The following is a 16,477-nucleotide window of genomic DNA, read 5'->3' as shown; positions in this document are numbered from 1 at the left end:
TTCTCTCCCTCGTGTGTAAAAGTACGCTTGGCAGATTGCCGCTTGGTGATTCCTATTATAAAATGGCATCATTCAATAGATACAGCTGATTAATTCGATGAAATCCATTCATAAAAACGATTTAGGAAGGAGACGCAGATGGAGATCAAGCAGCTCCTCACCTTTAAAATGGCGGCAGAAAATCTGAACTTCACCCAAACCGCAAAGATGCTCAATTTCGCTCAATCGAGTGTCACCGCGCAGATCAAAACGCTGGAGGAAGAGCTGGGAACCCGCTTGTTTGAACGTCTGGGAAAGCGTCTGGTATTGACGGAGGAAGGGCGAAAGTTCAAGCTCTATGCAGATAAAATGATCGCACTTGCAGACGAGGCGGCCACTGCTGTCAAAAGCTCGGAGGAGCAGGGCGGGACCATCGTGATCGGCGCTCAGGAAAGCCAGTGCACCTATCGTCTCCCGCCGATACTGCGCAAATTCAAGTCGCAGTTTCCCCACGTGAAGCTGGTCTTTCAACCCGCTCACTCCGATCAGCAAACGAGAGAACGGCTCTTGAATGGCACGCTCGACATCGCTTTTATCATGGATGTGCCAAGGCCGGATCATGCCGTCACGGTGGAGCCTCTCGTCAAAGAACGGATGATCATGGTCTGTTCCCACGACCACCCATTGCTGCGCTTGACGAAAGTGCTCCCCAGTGACCTGGAGCAGGAAACGCTTTTGCTCACGGAGACGGGCTGCTCGTATCGAACCTTGCTGGAGGAATCCTTTCAAAAGGCAGGTGTCTACCCGTCCACGAAATTTGAATTTGTCAGCATTGAAGCCATCAAGCAATGCGTCATTGCCGGCATTGGCATCGCTCTGCTGCCTGCGATGGCGGTAGGAAAGGAACTGAAAGCGGGGCAGCTAATGGAGCTCCCTTGGCAGTGGTCGGAGGGCGATCTCTATACCCAGCTCGCCTGGCACAAGGATAAGTGGCTGACTCCCCCGCTTCTTGCCTTTATGGAATGCACACGGGAAGTTTTTCGAGCAGAACACTTAGCCCCCTCTCGTCATCTTGACATCAGAGATGAGGTTTTCTAATGTTAGAGGCAGTAGGTCGCTGTTCCACACTCACAGATAAGGGGGCACCAAGATGCAGCTTATCAATCACTCGGAAGTACAGCGTAGGATTGACAACCTGAAAGATCAAGATCTGTATATCCACCTCGAGATGACAACGGGAGCCTATGCCGCCCATTTCGATAGCTCCAAGCATCCAGCAGCAAACTTCATCACCAATGCCATCATACGTTATTCTCATGGCTCCATTTCCGGAAGCGGACCCTACCGCGTCGGTCTGAAAATGGAACAGGGCTGGATTTACTCCGAAGGTTTGACCCATTTCGAAGAGACCGAGCCAGAGCGATTGATCATGGCTGGTCATGACAGCCAGGGCAAATTGATCGTATCCTTGCAGCTTAGCCGGGAGCCTTTTTAAGGGAAGAGGAGATGAATGTTTTGATGGAACGACATATTTTGGTTGTGCTGCCTCATCCGGATGACGAGGCGTTCGGTTTATCAGGGACGTTAGCCAAGCATATAAAGAACGGCACTCGTGTCACCTATGCATGCCTGACGCTGGGGGAGATGGGGCGAAACATGGGAATTCCGCCTTTTGCCACAAGGGTGACGCTCCCGTCCATTCGCAAAAAAGAGCTGGAAGAATCGTGCCGCGCAATCGGCATCCAGGATCTGCGCATGCTCGGTTTTCACGATAAAACGATCGAATTCGAGGATCAGGATCTGCTGGACGCCAAGATCAACGCGATCATCCAGGAAGTGCGCCCTTCGCTGATCTTTACCTTCTACCCAGGCTACAGTGTTCACCCGGACCATGATGCAACGGGTGCCGCTGTCGTTCGCACAGTAGGTAGACTTCCGAAAGAAGAAAGACCCCGCGTGCTCTGCTTGGCGTTTGCCAAGAACCTGGAGCAGGGAATAGGCAAACCCGATGTGCTGACTGATGTGAAGGAATTTTTGCCGCAGAAGGTCCAGTCCATACTCGCTCACCGCTCTCAATTCCAGCTTGCGGAGTTATTGAATACCAACGATTACATGTCCAAAGAAATTCAGGACCGTTTTGGAACCGAGCGTTTCTGGACGTATTCCTTTGAGTAAGATCTTGCAGCCAATGCCTGTATGGGATAGAGCCATCAGAGTGAACCACTGATGCTCTATCCTTTTTTCTTTCTTGACCTTCACATGATGTGATGGTTTACCATTCTGATTATGATCCAGCAAGGAGTGATTCCTATCCATATTAGCGAGTTGTCTCGCAGAACGGGAGTGAGTCTTCGTTCTCTGCGCTACTACGAGGAAAAAGAGCTGCTGAGGCCAAGCCGTCAGGAAAACGGCTACCGTGACTTCGACGAATCTGATATCGAACGGGTACGTATCATCCAGCTTTACTTCAGTCTTGGTCTTAAGACTTCGGATATCCTCTCCTTTTTTGATTGTGCATTCGGTGAGGAGATCAAGCAGGAATGCCTGCCCAATGCCATCCGCGTGGGTGAAAGGAAGCTGGAAGAAATCAAGCAGCAAATCGAAACCTTGCGCAAAGCCGAATCGCTGTTGGAGGAAAATCTGGCGAGCTGGAGAAAAATCATGCACGAAGGAGACGGTTTAAATGAGTCATGAAAGCAAACCAGTCGCCCTCGTCTCAGGCGCTAACCGGGGGATCGGACGTGAAATTGCCCGACAATTGGCTGCAGGAGAGCATCGGGTGTTGATCGGCTGTCGGGATGAACGGCGTGGACGCCAAACCATCACTGAGCTGCAAAAAGAAGGGCTGACTGCTGAGCTGTACGTACTCGATGTGAACCGATGCAAAGAGTGTCCATCAAGTGATGGCGCGAGTAAAAAAAGCGTACGGTCGGCTGGATGTGCTCGTGAACAATGCGGGAATTATTCTCGACAGGGGAATATCCGTACTGGACGTAGAAGAATCTGTCATGAAGGAAACGTTTGAGACCAATTTTTTCGGTGCTTTGCGCCTGATTCAAGCCGCTGTCCCTCTGATGAAAGCCAACCGCTATGGACGCATCGTCAATCTTTCATCGGGCCTGGGTTCCTTTGAGATTCTGCAGGGCATGCTGGGTCTGAAAGGCTCGTCCTCCGCCTACCGCATGTCAAAAACCATGCTCAATGCCATGACCTGTCTGGTCGCCCAAGAAGTCGCTGATTTCGGCATCAAAGTGAACGCGGTCTGTCCAGGCAGAGTGCAGACAGACATGGGCGGAGCAGACGCGCCACAAACTGTCGAGCAAGGTGCGGATACGGCTGTCTGGTTAGCGACGATCGGTGACGAGGGGCCCAATGGCGGCTACTTTCGTGATCGCCAGCAGATTGACTGGTAATTCCCGAATGCGGAGTTTTTTGCCCATGTTCCATTACTAACTGAGCAAAGGAGTTCCTCCACATGAAGCACATCTATCTCGTTCGTCATTGCAAAGCAGCCGGGCAAGCGCCTGACGCTCCCTTGACCGAGCTTGGCGTACAGCAGGCGGATCAGCTCGCATCATTCCTCTCCGACAAAGCGATCGATTCCATCATCTCCAGCCCATTTGAAAGAGCTGTCCGTACCATCAAGCCTTTCGCCGATAAGCAGGGTCTGGATATTGTACGAGATGACAGATTGACCGAAAGAGTATTGTCGGATCAAGACCTTCCCGACTGGTACGAGATGCTTCGCAAGACTTTTGATGATCTCGACTTGAGCTACGCTGGCGGAGAATCCAGTCGCTTTGCCATGAATCGCGTGAGCAGCGTGGTCGCCGACGTTTTGAACGGACCTCAGCAGCGTACGGTTATCGTATCGCACGGCAACCTGATCTCCCTGCTTCTCAAGCACTTTGACGACCGGATCGGTTTCAAGGAGTGGGAGGCCCTCTCCAATCCGGATGTGTACTTGCTTACGTTTGAAGACGATTCAGCGAACATTCAGCGCATTTGGATGGATTGATCCCTGATGCGGCCGTATTCCGTAAAAAAGAGGCATCTCGTGCGAGACAGCCTCTTTTCCATTATCGTTGTCATTTGACGGAAACCACACTCGAAAATGCCGAAGCTTTACGATTGTGAATCAGTGGCCGATCCTTTTCATTTTCGTCATAACGTTACTTTTGCATGATCTGAATAAGGTTGCCGCATGTATCATCGAAAACAGCCAAAGTGATTTCGCCCATTTTTGTCGGCGCCATCGTAAACTTCACTCCGTGTTCCATTAATCGTTCATACTCTTCGCGAACGTTTGCAACACCGAACATGGTTGCTGGGATGCCCCCGGCAAATATCTTCTGTTGGTACTCTTTTGCTGCCGGATTGTTATTCGGTTCGAGCAAAAGCTCGGTACCGTCTTGATCATCGGGAGATACAAGGGTGATCCATCTAAATTCTCCGACGGGAACGTCATGCTTTTTTACAAAGCCCAGCGTTTTTGTATAAAACGCCAATGCCTTGTCTTGATCTTGTACGAATATGCTTGTAACAATGATTTTCATAATATTTTTACCTCCTATGATATTTTCAACCATCCTTCAATTGAATATCGCGTTTTGTCCCTATTCATATATTGAGTATAAGCATCTGCATGAATTCTTATTGAACGCTCCTGCCAAATAGTAATCGAGGCGGCCGGATCATCTCCAGCAGCCTCTGATGTTTTTGATAGGCGATTACAATATTTCAATATACCCTTCTGTTCCATGCACGCGAATTCGTTGCCCGTCTTTTATCAGGTTGGTGGCATTTTCCACCCCGACAACTGCTGGTAAGCCGTATTCACGCGCGATCACTGCTCCATGAGTCATCAGTCCACCAACTTCGGTGACTAGACCTTTTATGGATACAAACAATGGAGTCCAGCCAGGGTCAGTAAAGGCGGTGACTAATATATCTCCCTCTTCCAGATCAGCATCTTCCATGTTCAAGATGACACGCGCTCGGCCCTCTATCACTCCTGAAGAAACAGGTAGACCTGCAATCGCGCCTTCTGGCAAATGCTCCCGTTTGTACTCACCTGCAATGATTTCACCGTCAGACGTGATGACACGTGGAGGTGTAAGCTTCTCAAAAAATTTGTAATCGTCTTTTCGTTTGCTGATGATCTGATCATCCAGTTTGTTTGTGCGGACGACTTCGTGAAGCTCTTCAAAAGTGAGATAGTATATATCCTCTATTTTTTGAATGACGTTAGCTTTAACGAGTTGTTCGGCTTCTTTCAGCAAAGCCTGCTTATAAACGAAGTAGCGATGAATCATGCCGTATTTTGGATATTCACGGTAGCCGATGAAATTCCGGATGAGGGCGATCATTCGTTTTGTCTCTTTGGCTTTTTGTTCGCCATCCGGTAATTGCTTCAATCGCTCTACTAACTCTTGTTCTTTTTCCAAAGCTTCCTGTCGCCCTTGCTCAAATTTGCGATTGCCAGCATGAGGCTCAAAGTTTTTGATGTTACCTAGGATCAGGGGGACGAGTGTTATTGGTTTTTCACGCCAACGTGTTCTCGTCATATCGATTTCACCTGCGCATCGCATTCCATATTTGTCGAGATAAGCATGGATGGCGTCCCGGGTTTCCTGCCCGCCTTCAAACGCAGCCAGCTCATCCAAAAAGTTATCCTCTTTTACATGCTGCAAATACTCAATCACTTCTGGATAAGGACGAATCACATCTGCAACATCCATTAACGCCAGACCCATCTCCGAAGTAATATTGTTTGGCACAGATTGAGATAGCGTGTCTGCTGCGTTTTTTTCACCTAACCATTCGTTCATTTTTTCATTGATCCATGATGAAGCATTCATTGCCGCCATAAATACAGCTGAACTTTGCGGGTCAAATAAAATCTTCTTTAATTCCTGAATATCTTCGAGAATAAAATCAAGTAAATCTGATCCTGATTTCGTTTGGATGTTTTGTTTTAACTCTTCAATGGATGTTTGACTACGCTTAATCAAATCAGAAACGATTGATGGATTGTTTTCAAATTTTTCCAGCGTATCTATATTGCCTCTAGTGGGACTCGGTGCTTTATTATCATTTGGCAGCGATTTGATAAAATCTCCTCTCTCAAGTGTCCTCATAAGCGCATCTCTCATGAGCGGATCGTGCTGCCCCATGGCATTTAATAAAGCGTTTCTACTGGCAGGTGAAGCCAATTGATGTGTGACATCGACAAACAGCCTTCCACCAGCTCTGCGCATGGGAGCAGGAGTCGTTAACAAGAAAAAAGACAGGCCCAATGGTTTGATGGGGTCAGTCATCATTTGTTGATGACCGACAGATACATAGACGTGATTTTCTTGATCATTCGCTTCAGGAATGGGGTATAAAGTCGTGATTGGACGACTCTGGACGATATAAAAAGCATCATCAGCCAAACACCATTCGATATCCTGGGGGCAGCCAAAATGTGCTTCGATCTGTCTTCCGATGCGCTCCAGTTGTAAAATTTGCGTTTCAGTAAGAGTTTGCGTCTTTTGCAGATCAGGATCGATCTGCTGTGTTTTCGTTCCGCCTTCTTTTCGTCCGTAGATAGCCAATGTTTTGGTTGCTATCCTCATATCGACGATTTGTCCTTCCTTAACTTTATAGCAGTCGGCAGATACCAAGCCAGAGACCAGCGCTTCTCCAAGTCCATAACTGGCATCGATGGATAGCAGCTTCCGGTTGGATGTAATGGGATCGGCAGTAAATAAAATCCCTGAAGCCTGCGGGAAAACCATCCTTTGAACGATAACGGATAAATATACTTGCCTGTGGTCAAATCCATTTTGCATGCGGTAGATTACCGCGCGATCCGTAAATAGGGAAGCCCAGCATTTGCTGATATGCTGCAGGATGGAATCGATGCCGATGATATTCAAATAGGTGTCTTGTTGACCAGCAAAAGAGGCATGAGGCAAATCTTCAGCAGTCGCACTGGAACGTACGGCATAAGCATGTTCCTCTCCAAACTGGGAGAGATAGTGAGTAACTGCTTTCGCAACATCGGAAGGAATTTCCACATCCATAATCAATTGTCGAATCTTCCTGCTGATTTCCCCAATTTGATCTCGTTCGTCTACTTTAAGCATGGTTAGCCGATCCAGCAAAGCTTGATACGTTTCGTTTTGTTCGAACGCTTTTCGATATCCCACCGTTGTCACACAAAATCCTTCTGGTACTTGTATTCCTTGAATTTTTGCTAATTCCCCTAAATGTAACCCTTTTCCGCCAACGAGAAAAAGCTGGTTTTTTTCCATTTCCTGAAAGCCGAGAACCAAAGAACTCATTCAACATCTCTCCTAACCATGAAATTGAGAAAAAAACATTTGACAGGAGTTCACCGCCATGGTACGATTAAGATGTAAGATGCATTAACTATGTCATACATAATATGAACAGTCGTAAACTGATTATATCATCGATTCTGTTTCTGTGCAATTTTGAGGAACCTGGTAAGCCTGTCCAGGTTCTTTTTTGATTTTCCACTACCATTCGTCCCATCAAAAGACCTCGTTCAAGCCTCCGCAAGAAGTGTCTCGAAATTGTCAAATAAATAACTTGCTGCTAATTGAAAGGGAGCCCTGGCCATTTGTATAATATCCTCCAAAAGGGGGGTTTGGAAATGAAATCCTTTTATTTGTTCCTAACGATTGCTGGAGCCATTTTGCCTTACAGTCATTTCATTCCGTTTTTACGCTCACATGGATTAGATGTGAATCTCTTTGTATCAGAGCTGTTCGCAAACAACATTTCATCGTTCTTCGCCACTGATTTTCTCATCTGCTGCCTCACTTTCTGGGTGTTTTCCTATCATGAAGCCAGAAAACATCAAATGAAGCATTGGTGGCTATACATTGTTGCAACTTTAACGATAGGCTTGTCTTTTGCGTTTCCTCTTTTTCTGTACTTCAGACGAAAAGCATTCGAACGCACTTAATATTCGGCTAGCCGATCCTGCCCGCTGCAAGTCTATATAAAGAAAAGCCCCTTACGGCTTTGAACGTCGTAAGGGGCTTCTTGCGCTTGATGTCATTTGCCTCGATGCTTGGCCTTCGCTTTTTGCCTTTTGAGTTCCCGCTTTCGGTCCTTCATCTCCTCCCTTTGCTGCCGGGAGAAGACCTGCTTTTTCCATAAACACAGGACCACTCAATAATCGTAGAGGCTCACTGACGTATCGAGCGGCACTTTTTCCATAGGGTCATACACCTCGAATATCCGCAGATCAGGCTCTTCTTTCATCGCGTCCTTGACCGCTTCACGAAAATGCGGAAACATGATCGCATTTGCCGATTCCGCGTCTTTCTTCGATTCCCAATAATTCAGGGCGGCGTATTCCCCCTTGTGATCTTCAAAGAAATACGAATTCCCGCGAAAGCCTTTTTGCTTTCGGGCAAGAAGGTTCAATTCCTGAACCACCTTTTCGGCTAATCGTCTGCTGCCTGGCTCCAGCTTGAAAAAGACCATCCGTGCAAACATAGAGGCTCCCTCCTTTTCTCGCCATGCATCAATTTATGAATCAAACAGATGGCATAGTACGGAGGCGGATGGAACTCTTGCTTTCTTACTCGTCAATCGCTTGATAAGCAGAAGTCCAGAAGTCGACAAATACCCGCGGAGGTTCAGGAGATTGCATCATTCGCTGGGTCATGAGGATCCCGACCATATTCTCCGCTGGATCCGAATAGCCGGATGTGCCTACTCCGCCATCCCAGCCGAACCGCCCCGGAGTAGACCACAGCTGATCTCGGCGTATATTGACTCCCATGCCGAATCCCCAGCTGCTATGATCCGCAAAAAAGATACGTGCCTTCCCTTTTTGCTCCTGCGTCAGTTGGTCTGAGGTCATCAGCTCGACAGACGGCCTGGACAGGATGCGAGTGCTGCCGTAGCTGCCCTTCCCCAGCATCATCAAACAAAAAGCCAGATAGTCATCCACCGTCGAGACAAGACCGCCGCCGCCGGATTCAAAAGCTGGGTTGGACCATCTGCTGTCCAGGGGTGAATCATGGACCACGAGCTCTCCGGTCCCGGGGTTGAGCATATAGCTCGTCGCCAACCTTTTTGCCTGTTCAATCGATACAGAAAACCCAGTGTCCTTCATCCCCAGGGGATCGAAAATACGCTCCTTCAAAAAACGCCCCAATGTCATTCCAGATGCACGGGCAATGAGCACGCCCAAGATATCGGAGCCTATGTGGTACATCCATGTCTCTCCCGGATGGTGGACGAGCGGCAGGCTGGAGAGGTTTTTCATCCAGTCATCCGGCACATGGGCGGGCGGATTGGGTCCTGGTGCGAACCCGGCCTCTTTCATAGCCGTCTGGATGGGAAAGCTGTCCGGAGGTGCCATCACCGCGCCGATGCCTAGGCGGAATGTCAGGAGATCCCGCAGCGTAATCCCCCGCTTGGCAGGGACAGTGTCCTCCAGTGGTCCATCGATTTGTTTCAGTACTCGGCGATTGGCCAGCTCCGGCAAAAAACGATCGACCGGCTCATCCAGTCGCAGGACGCATTCCTCCACCAGGATCATGGCTGCCGCTGCGATAATGGGCTTGGTCATGGAGGCAATGCGAAATAGCGTGTCGCGTCTCATCGGCTCATGTGCTTCAAATGCCAGCTTGCCCACTGCGTCTACGTGAGTCTCCCCATTTCTCCATACGAGCGCGACGACACCTGGCATTTCACCACGCTCGACATAGCCTGCCATGGCGTGGTGCAAGCGGCTCAATCGGTCTTTTGAAAAACCTGCCTTGGTCATCTTTCCGTTCCTCCCTCCAGGATCTGCAAGACTGTTTTAATTGTACCGAATGGAGGGCGGGAACGTTTCTTATGATTTGCGATCTATTCTGCTCACGAGTATGTACAGACAAAAAAAAGAACACCCCATCCGGGGCGTTCTCTAGCTATAGGATAACTTCAAGAAAAGAATAAGTCTACTCTTTTTTGGCATTTCTCGATATATTTTATACGCTGCTTCCGCGGGCCAGCAAAATAAGCATGTCCGGCATGCAAAGGAAAGGAAGCGTTTTTGCACGATGTCCAATGAAGCACGTAACGTACGACTGATCACGACCGCTCTTTTGTTGGGGTTGATTTTGTCTTCCATCGATCAAACCATTGTTTCGACCGCCATGCCCAGTGTCAGCAAGGAGCTGGGCGGACTCTCCCTGTACAGCTGGGTGTTTGCGATCTACATGTTGACATCCACCACCTCCATGCCGATTTACGGGAAAATGGCAGACCTGTTTGGGCGCAAGAAGATGTATCTGATCGGTCTGTTTTTCTTTCTGACCGGTTCTCTCTTGTGTGGTTTTGCTCAAACGATGAGCGAGCTCATTGTGTATAGAGGCATTCAAGGATTGGGAGCCGGGGCTTTGATGCCGATTGCCTTTACGATCATAGCTGATGTCTATCCTCCCGAAAAAATCGGGAAATTCCAAGGCTTGTTCAGCGCCGTATTCGCCGTATCCAGCGTTCTCGGCCCCGCTGTCGGGGGAATGATTGTCGAGCAGTGGGATTGGGGGTGGATTTTCTTCATCAACCTGCCGATCGGGATCCCAGCTTTCATCCTGTTAGCCGTCTCTTTGACAGAAAAAAAGGGAACCGCCAAGCGATCAATCGACTGGCTTGGCGCCGTTACGCTATGCGGCGCAGTGATATCCCTGCTGCTGGCAATGGTGCTGGCAGGAAATGAGCACGCAGGAGGAACGCCGAGTGACTGGCAGTCTCCGCGTACGATCGGATTGCTTGGTTCTAGCGCCATTTTGATTGCACTCTTCCTATGGATCGAGACAAAAGCCAAAGAGCCGATTCTCCCGCTCCATCTGTTCAGGCTCCCTGCCATCGCTTTCGGGAACATCTGCGGTTTTTTTGTCAGCGCTGCGCTGTTCAGTGCGATCGCCTGCATTCCGTTGTTCGTTCAAAGCGAGATCGGGATGAGCCCTTCCCAAGCAGGCTATCTCTTATCGCCTCTCATGCTGGCGACCATCGTGACGTCAACGATCGGCGGACGCTTGATGAGCAAAGTCTCCTATCGGTCCATTCTTATTCCGAGCCTGGCTGTGATGGCCGTCGGATTCTACCTTTTGCAGCAAATGGAACCTGCTACGACTACGTCCGCCATCGTGCTGAATCTGATCGTCATCGGACTGGGAATGGGCGCGATCTATCCTACCCTCGGCACTGCAGCGGTGCGAGCGGTCGACCCTGTTCATCGCGGGGTAGCGACCTCCTCCTCTCAATTTTTCCGTTCGATTGGGGGAACGATAGGAGTCAGTGTGATGGGGAGTCTCCTCAGCTATTCCCATCGGGCAGTGTTTCTCGCTGGATTGTTCTTCGTCTGTGTCAGCTTGCTCTCCTCATTCTTTCTGGGGAAGGCACGATTGCTATCTAGGAAACGCTTGTAGGAGAGGAACCCAGCGCCCATCAACCACATATGCTAAACCAGAAAAATCCAGATATAGTGAGGATGAAGGATCGCATGAGCATGTATCACCCCAACGGGTACCACCCTCAATCGGTTTCCTCCCAGCAGCAGTACAGGCCAACGCAAGCTATAGCAGAAATTCAAGGCGGACCTTTGGCTCCGGAGCTTCAGGGATACATTGTATTTACTGACGTCCCCTACGGCACTGACGTTTATGTAGAGGTCAGCGGTCTCCCGCCTTATCAGCCAGCTAGCGGCAGCCAGCAGCCGATCGGTCCCTTCGGCTTTCATTTGCATGATAAAGGAGCCTGCATCGTAGGAGATCCAAAAGATCCTTTCCAGTCGGCAGGCTCACACTGGAACCCGACGAATCAACCCCATGGCAATCACGCAGGGGACTTTCCCCCTCTCTTTTCCAATGATGGGTACGCTCGCATGAATTTCTTTACGAATAAATTTCAGGCGGCTGACGTTATCGGCAAAACCGTCATTATCCATCAAAACCCCGACGATTTCCGCTCACAGCCTGCCGGCAACTCCGGAAAGCGCTTGGCTTGTGGCGTCATCCAAGCAGGGTAAATCATCTGCAATACAAAAAAGACTCCGCAGCGGGCATAGCTGCGGAGTCTTTTCACGTATCAGGAACGCAAGAGAGCCAAATCGAATTTCGGGACGAGCCCCTCGTCGGCAGCACGGGAGAGCAATGCCGTGATCGCCGCAAATCCATCCTCGCCCAGATCCCGCGTAAATTCATTTACATACAAATCGATATGGGCTTGCGTGACCTCTGGCGCCATCTCTTGGGCATGGCACGCGACATATTCCTTGGAAGCCTCTGGATGTGCCCACGCGTATTCGACGGATGCGCGCGTCCATTTGGTCAAGGACTCGATATCCATGGAACGGCGTGCGATGATGGCTCCCAAAGGAATGGGCAGACCTGTGTCTGACTCCCACCAGTTGCCCAAGTCCGTCATCAGCGCCAAGCCATAATTTTGATAAGTGAAACGCGCCTCGTGAATCACCAGACCCGCATCAATCTTCCCGTCACGCACCGCTGGCATGATTTCGTGGAAAGGCATCACCACGATTTCTCCCACTCCGCCAGGCACGTTTTGCGCTGCCCACAGACGGAACAACAGGTATGCCGTAGACCTTTCGCTAGGGACCGCCACCCGTTTTCCCGAAAGCTGGGCTGGATCATTGCTGTCTTGGGTCAATACGAGAGGACCGCATCCTCTGCCGAGCGCACCACCGCACGGAATCAGTGCGTAATCTTGCAAGACCCACGGCAAAGCCGCATAGGAAATTTTCATGACTTCCGGGCCTTCCGTATTGATGGCCAAATGGTTCGTAATGTCGATGTCCGCATACATGATATCCAGCTCAGGTGCACCGGGGATGAGTCCGTGCGCCCAAGCGTGGAATACAAACGTGTCATTCGGACATGGGGAAAAAGCGATCTTCATCGTAATACCTCCCGTAGTACGGAACTGGCTGCTTCCAAGGCAGCAAGTGCGTCTTTGATTCGCCAGGCAGACTTGTCACGCGGGCCGATCGCATTGGATACGGCTCGGATCTCCAAAACAGGCACTCCCGCATCCTGTGCGGCAACCGCCACGCCATAGCCCTCCATCGCCTCGGCCGCAGCACCCGGCATTCTCCTGGACAGCTCCAGTGCCGTTTCAGCTGTGCCGGTTACGGTAGACAAAGTAAGGACAGGTCCTTTTCTCGCTGGCAAGCCTGCTTTCATGAAAGCATCTGTCACCCGATCAACCATCCGTTGATCGACTGGGACGCTGGCCGACCCGAATCCGAGCTCGTCCAGACTGGAAAAGCCTTCTGCCGTCTCTGCTCCCAGATCGGCGCACACGATTTCGCTGGCTACAACCAGTGAGCCCACTTCAGCTTGACCGACAAAGCCGCCGCTGATCCCGGCGCAAACGACCAAATCAAAGGACTCTTCCACTGCCAATATTCTCGCCGTACTCGCCGCTGCTGCGATCGGACCTACTCCTCCGATTCGGACGGTAAACCGATCATCGTCGCCAATTCCGCGCAAAACCGCTTCACGCTCTGGTTCGACCGATGTCACGACCAGTATGCGCTGCGCTTTCTGAACATCTTCCATCCACATTCTGCCTCCCTTCATCCTCTTGTCTGTAGCTAGCTTGACTTTCATTCCATCTCCAACGTTATCGCTACTTTTGCTTGGTGTAAAGTTGTTTACGCAGTTTGTCAGAATACAGGGAGAATATGCCAATATCGATTGCCATAAAAAAGAACCCGCTTCACAGATGCTGTCTGCCCACGGATTCTTCGCCTATTCTTTTTCTTGCCCTATTCTTTTAACAAAAAGCGATTGCCGTCCTCATCCATGAAGGATACAAACGTCCCCCACTGCATCTTGTTCGGCTCGCCTTCAAACACTACACCCTTTGCCTTCATCGCTTCATAGATGCCCTGCACATCCTCGCACTCAAACACGATAGAAGCCTTCATTTCTTCCCAGTTCTTCATCATGCGCTTCGGATAAATCACGAGAGCTGTCTGGGCCCCAGCCGGTCCGACCTCCAGCCAGCTGCTGTCCGGTCCCATGGGATGCTCCTGCTTAATCTCGAAGCCTACTTTTTCCGTCCAAAATGTCTTTGCCTTTTGCTGGTCTTCTACATAAACAGCCACCGTCGCGATTTTGCGAATCATGGTTGTCCTCCTTACCTGATCTCCTGATGTGCTTCCTGTTGCTTAGACTTCCCTCGACTCCCTTCTCCAATCTACGACATCGATTTCGCAACTTCCTGCCGTTTGTGAATGGATTACGCTTTCAAAAAGGATGAGCCTCTCATAAATTGTCAAAAAAAGACGGCAAAACGACCCGTTTAGCCGTCTTTAATTTGATTGCTTTCCCCGGCGTGCTGTGGTAATATTACCTTAAACAAAAGATTTCCTTAAGCGTTCACATATTGTAAAGGGTTTACATGTATGTTTGAACCTTTTCCAATGTGTGAATTTTTATTTTACCCACAAATAAAAGTTGCATATTCATTTTATTTTTTTGGAGGTAACACCCATGCAAACAGGTACAGTTAAATGGTTCAACGCTGAAAAAGGTTATGGCTTCATCGCAGTTGAAGGCGGCAACGATGTATTCGTTCACTTCAGCGCAATCCAAGGCGAAGGTTTCAAATCCCTCGAAGAAGGCCAACGCGTTGAGTTCAACGTAGTAGAAGGCAACCGTGGACCACAAGCTGAGAACGTTGTAAAACTGTAATCGGCTTTTAAAAAAAGCTGCCCTTCTGAACGGAGGGGCAGCTTTTTTATACCCCTTCTTGCACGATCTCGTACTTTCTTCCTAAAGAGGCTGTTGACATGATGGACTTGTAACCATATAATCACGATATAATGCAGAGGAAAGCAACGGCGCTTTTTCAGCATGAATTGTCCGACTAGGGTAAATCTTCAGTGGGACGTGCGGCTTCAGCTTTTATTTTTTTCTATCGATTGTAAGCGGTTCCAGTATGTTTTGCCCGGTGGTTATACACAAGTCCATACAAATAAGCAAAGGCGCTTAGGAAGTTCTCGGTTTTGAGAACCTAAGCGCCTTTATTGTTTAACATCCTAAATAAGGTGGGGTTGACATGGAACACATTGGAAGTGTCATTATTTACATTATCATGCTGTGTGCCGTCATCGGGGCTGTCGCAGCCATCCGCAACAGCGATGAAGGACTTGGCAAGGAATTCATGGAAGGCTTGCATTCGACCGGTTATATTTTCGTTCCTGCTGCCGGTATCATGGCCTCTCTTCCTTATATTTCCTGGTTCGTCGAAAAGGCCGTATCCCCTATTTTCCATGCCATCGGAGCTGACCCGGCGCTGGCTGCCACCGCCATTCTCGCCTCGGACATGGGTGGTTACCAGCTGGCCAATATCTTGAAAAGCTCAACAGAAGGCTGGGTCATGGCGATGGTTGTCGGTCTCATGGCTGGTGCTACTATCGTATTTTCGATTCCGATGGGACTGGCCATGCTCGACAAGCGCGACCATAAATACATGGCATTGGGCGTCATGTCCGGCATTCTGACCGTTCCGATCGGAGCCTTCATCACCAGCGCGATTCTTTCCTTGACCAATGCGCAGGTACGCGCTGAGATTTCCACCAACGCCGATTCCACCTACGCTTTTGCGATTGGCATTGGGCAAGTCCTCTTGAATCTTTCCCCGATCCTGATCTTTGTGGTGGCGATTGCTGCCGGACTGCGCTTCATGCCTGACTTGATGATTCGCGGATTCATGCTCTTCGGGAAAACCATGGACGCCGGTATCAAACTCGTTCTCGTCTTTTCCATCGTGCAGCACTTTACGGGACTTTTCTCCACCTTGTTTGGCGCGTGGGGCTTTGATCCGATTATCGCCGATCCGAAAGATCAGTATCGCGCACTGGAAACAGCCGGATATATCGGAATTATGCTGGCAGGTGCATTCCCGATGGTATACTTGCTGCGCAAATATGCGGCTAAGCCTCTGGAAGCCTTGGGAAGCAAGCTCGGCCTGAGCTCTACCGGAAGTGCGGGTCTGCTCGCTACGATTGCCAACATTCTCGCTATGTTCCGACTCGTTCGTTCCATGCCGCCGAAGGATAAAGTCGTCAACATCTCCTTTGCTGTCTGTGCAGCATTCCTGTTGGGCGACCACCTGTCCTTCTCCGCAAACTTCCAGCCGAACATCATCCTCCCTGTGATGCTCGGTAAGCTGGGTGCCGGTGTGATTGCAATCGGCCTCTCCTATTGGCTGTCCGTGCCAAAGGCTCTCGAGCTGGAAAAGCAAGACCGCGCAGCGGGCATCATCGGGCCGGATGAATACCTCGAAGAAAAATCATCCGTCGCTCAAGAAGTAGCCGCTACGAAAGAATAATGGCAGATCCAAAAAATAAAAGGAGCCGTCCGGGCTCCTTTTCTGCGTCATCAGATTCTCGCGCCCAACTCTCAGTGTCGCGGGGCAACAAGATAAGCGATGCTATCATTTCTCT

Annotated in this window: 19 protein-coding genes and 1 pseudogene; 12 read left to right on the top strand and 8 right to left on the bottom strand. The window is 49.7% G+C overall.

All coding sequences use genetic code 11. From position 1 onward, the window contains the following. The first annotated feature begins 138 nt into the window (after positions 1 to 138). The 7 genes and pseudogenes from JNE38_RS04660 (at position 139) to JNE38_RS04635 (ending at position 3,997) form a co-directional block, all read left to right on the top strand. Positions 139 to 1,077, top strand: coding sequence for a LysR family transcriptional regulator (locus tag JNE38_RS04660; protein WP_203355470.1), 939 nt, complete (start codon positions 139 to 141; stop codon positions 1,075 to 1,077). Between the two features lie 52 nt (positions 1,078 to 1,129). After that, on the top strand, positions 1,130 to 1,474 hold the full coding sequence (locus JNE38_RS04655) for a YojF family protein (protein WP_203355469.1): 345 nt from the start codon (positions 1,130 to 1,132) through the stop codon (positions 1,472 to 1,474). A 23-nt stretch (positions 1,475 to 1,497) separates the two neighbouring features. Next, entirely contained in the window at positions 1,498 to 2,154 is a 657-nt protein-coding gene (gene bshB2, locus JNE38_RS04650) for a bacillithiol biosynthesis deacetylase BshB2 (protein WP_203357416.1), read from the top strand. Positions 2,155 to 2,265: 111 nt separating this feature from the next. Beyond that, positions 2,266 to 2,673: a MerR family transcriptional regulator gene (locus JNE38_RS04645; RefSeq protein WP_343071519.1), complete on the top strand. Its 408-nt coding sequence runs from the start codon at positions 2,266 to 2,268 to the stop codon at positions 2,671 to 2,673. After that, a pseudogene (locus JNE38_RS30515) lies at positions 2,663 to 2,812 on the top strand (SDR family NAD(P)-dependent oxidoreductase); the annotation flags it as partial. The gene JNE38_RS04645 and the pseudogene JNE38_RS30515, both read left to right, overlap by 11 nt. Positions 2,813 to 2,882: 70 nt before the next feature. Next, positions 2,883 to 3,392, top strand: coding sequence for an SDR family NAD(P)-dependent oxidoreductase (locus tag JNE38_RS04640; RefSeq protein ID WP_238933555.1), 510 nt, complete (start codon positions 2,883 to 2,885; stop codon positions 3,390 to 3,392). Between the two features lie 62 nt (positions 3,393 to 3,454). Continuing rightward, the gene (locus JNE38_RS04635) at positions 3,455 to 3,997 is read left to right on the top strand and encodes a histidine phosphatase family protein (protein ID WP_203355468.1); all 543 of its coding nucleotides are present in this window, start codon (positions 3,455 to 3,457) and stop codon (positions 3,995 to 3,997) included. A 154-nt stretch (positions 3,998 to 4,151) separates the two neighbouring features. Here the strand turns inward: JNE38_RS04635 and JNE38_RS04630 are convergent, their stop codons facing one another. Both JNE38_RS04630 and ppsA read right to left on the bottom strand, forming a co-directional pair. Next, positions 4,152 to 4,535: a VOC family protein gene (locus JNE38_RS04630; protein WP_203355467.1), complete on the bottom strand. Its 384-nt coding sequence runs from the start codon at positions 4,533 to 4,535 to the stop codon at positions 4,152 to 4,154. 174 nt (positions 4,536 to 4,709) lie between these two features. Further along, positions 4,710 to 7,310 carry a phosphoenolpyruvate synthase gene (ppsA, locus tag JNE38_RS04625; protein ID WP_203355466.1) on the bottom strand — a complete coding sequence of 867 codons (2,601 nt, stop codon included), beginning with the start codon at positions 7,308 to 7,310 and terminating at the stop codon, positions 4,710 to 4,712. 335 nt (positions 7,311 to 7,645) lie between these two features. On the opposite strand from ppsA, the gene JNE38_RS04620 reads away from it, so the two are divergent. Further along, positions 7,646 to 7,960, top strand: coding sequence for a DUF2834 domain-containing protein (locus JNE38_RS04620; RefSeq protein WP_203355465.1), 315 nt, complete (start codon positions 7,646 to 7,648; stop codon positions 7,958 to 7,960). Between the two features lie 92 nt (positions 7,961 to 8,052). Here JNE38_RS04620 and JNE38_RS30905 read toward each other — a convergent pair whose 3' ends face one another. From JNE38_RS30905 to JNE38_RS04610, 3 genes are all read right to left on the bottom strand, one after another. Further along, positions 8,053 to 8,169: a DUF2992 family protein gene (locus tag JNE38_RS30905; protein WP_275296680.1), complete on the bottom strand. Its 117-nt coding sequence runs from the start codon at positions 8,167 to 8,169 to the stop codon at positions 8,053 to 8,055. Next, positions 8,170 to 8,499, bottom strand: a complete 330-nt coding sequence (locus tag JNE38_RS04615) for an antibiotic biosynthesis monooxygenase family protein (protein ID WP_203355464.1) — start codon at positions 8,497 to 8,499, stop codon at positions 8,170 to 8,172. Positions 8,500 to 8,584: 85 nt separating this feature from the next. After that, the gene (locus tag JNE38_RS04610; protein WP_203355463.1) at positions 8,585 to 9,781 is read right to left on the bottom strand and encodes a serine hydrolase domain-containing protein; all 1,197 of its coding nucleotides are present in this window, start codon (positions 9,779 to 9,781) and stop codon (positions 8,585 to 8,587) included. A 277-nt stretch (positions 9,782 to 10,058) separates the two neighbouring features. Between JNE38_RS04610 and JNE38_RS04605 the strand changes: the two genes are divergently transcribed. Further along, on the top strand, positions 10,059 to 11,429 hold the full coding sequence (locus tag JNE38_RS04605; RefSeq protein WP_203355462.1) for an MDR family MFS transporter: 1,371 nt from the start codon (positions 10,059 to 10,061) through the stop codon (positions 11,427 to 11,429). Positions 11,430 to 11,503: 74 nt separating this feature from the next. After that, on the top strand, positions 11,504 to 12,028 hold the full coding sequence (locus tag JNE38_RS04600) for a superoxide dismutase family protein (RefSeq protein WP_203355461.1): 525 nt from the start codon (positions 11,504 to 11,506) through the stop codon (positions 12,026 to 12,028). A 59-nt stretch (positions 12,029 to 12,087) separates the two neighbouring features. On the opposite strand, the gene JNE38_RS04595 is transcribed toward JNE38_RS04600, so the two are convergent. The 3 genes from JNE38_RS04595 to JNE38_RS04585 form a co-directional block, all read right to left on the bottom strand. Then, a complete protein-coding gene (locus tag JNE38_RS04595; RefSeq protein WP_203355460.1) occupies positions 12,088 to 12,918 on the bottom strand; it encodes a 1,4-dihydroxy-6-naphtoate synthase in 831 nt (276 codons plus the stop codon). Then, positions 12,915 to 13,580: a futalosine hydrolase gene (locus JNE38_RS04590; RefSeq protein WP_203355459.1), complete on the bottom strand. Its 666-nt coding sequence runs from the start codon at positions 13,578 to 13,580 to the stop codon at positions 12,915 to 12,917. The genes JNE38_RS04595 and JNE38_RS04590 overlap by 4 nt, the downstream gene beginning before the upstream one ends. A gap of 209 nt (positions 13,581 to 13,789) precedes the next feature. Beyond that, positions 13,790 to 14,152 carry a VOC family protein gene (locus tag JNE38_RS04585; protein WP_203355458.1) on the bottom strand — a complete coding sequence of 121 codons (363 nt, stop codon included), beginning with the start codon at positions 14,150 to 14,152 and terminating at the stop codon, positions 13,790 to 13,792. A gap of 367 nt (positions 14,153 to 14,519) precedes the next feature. Between JNE38_RS04585 and JNE38_RS04580 the strand changes: the two genes are divergently transcribed. Next, positions 14,520 to 14,720: a cold-shock protein gene (locus tag JNE38_RS04580; RefSeq protein WP_023556290.1), complete on the top strand. Its 201-nt coding sequence runs from the start codon at positions 14,520 to 14,522 to the stop codon at positions 14,718 to 14,720. A 367-nt stretch (positions 14,721 to 15,087) separates the two neighbouring features. Next, positions 15,088 to 16,362, top strand: a complete 1,275-nt coding sequence (eutH, locus tag JNE38_RS04575; protein WP_203355457.1) for an ethanolamine utilization protein EutH — start codon at positions 15,088 to 15,090, stop codon at positions 16,360 to 16,362. The last annotated feature ends 115 nt before the right edge of the window (positions 16,363 to 16,477 follow it).

Source organism: Brevibacillus choshinensis, from assembly GCF_016811915.1.
Taxonomy (GTDB): Bacteria; Bacillota; Bacilli; order Brevibacillales; family Brevibacillaceae; genus Brevibacillus; species Brevibacillus choshinensis_A.
The sequence above is the reverse complement of the archived record's forward strand: the minus strand, read 5'-3'. Positions and strand labels throughout refer to the sequence as shown.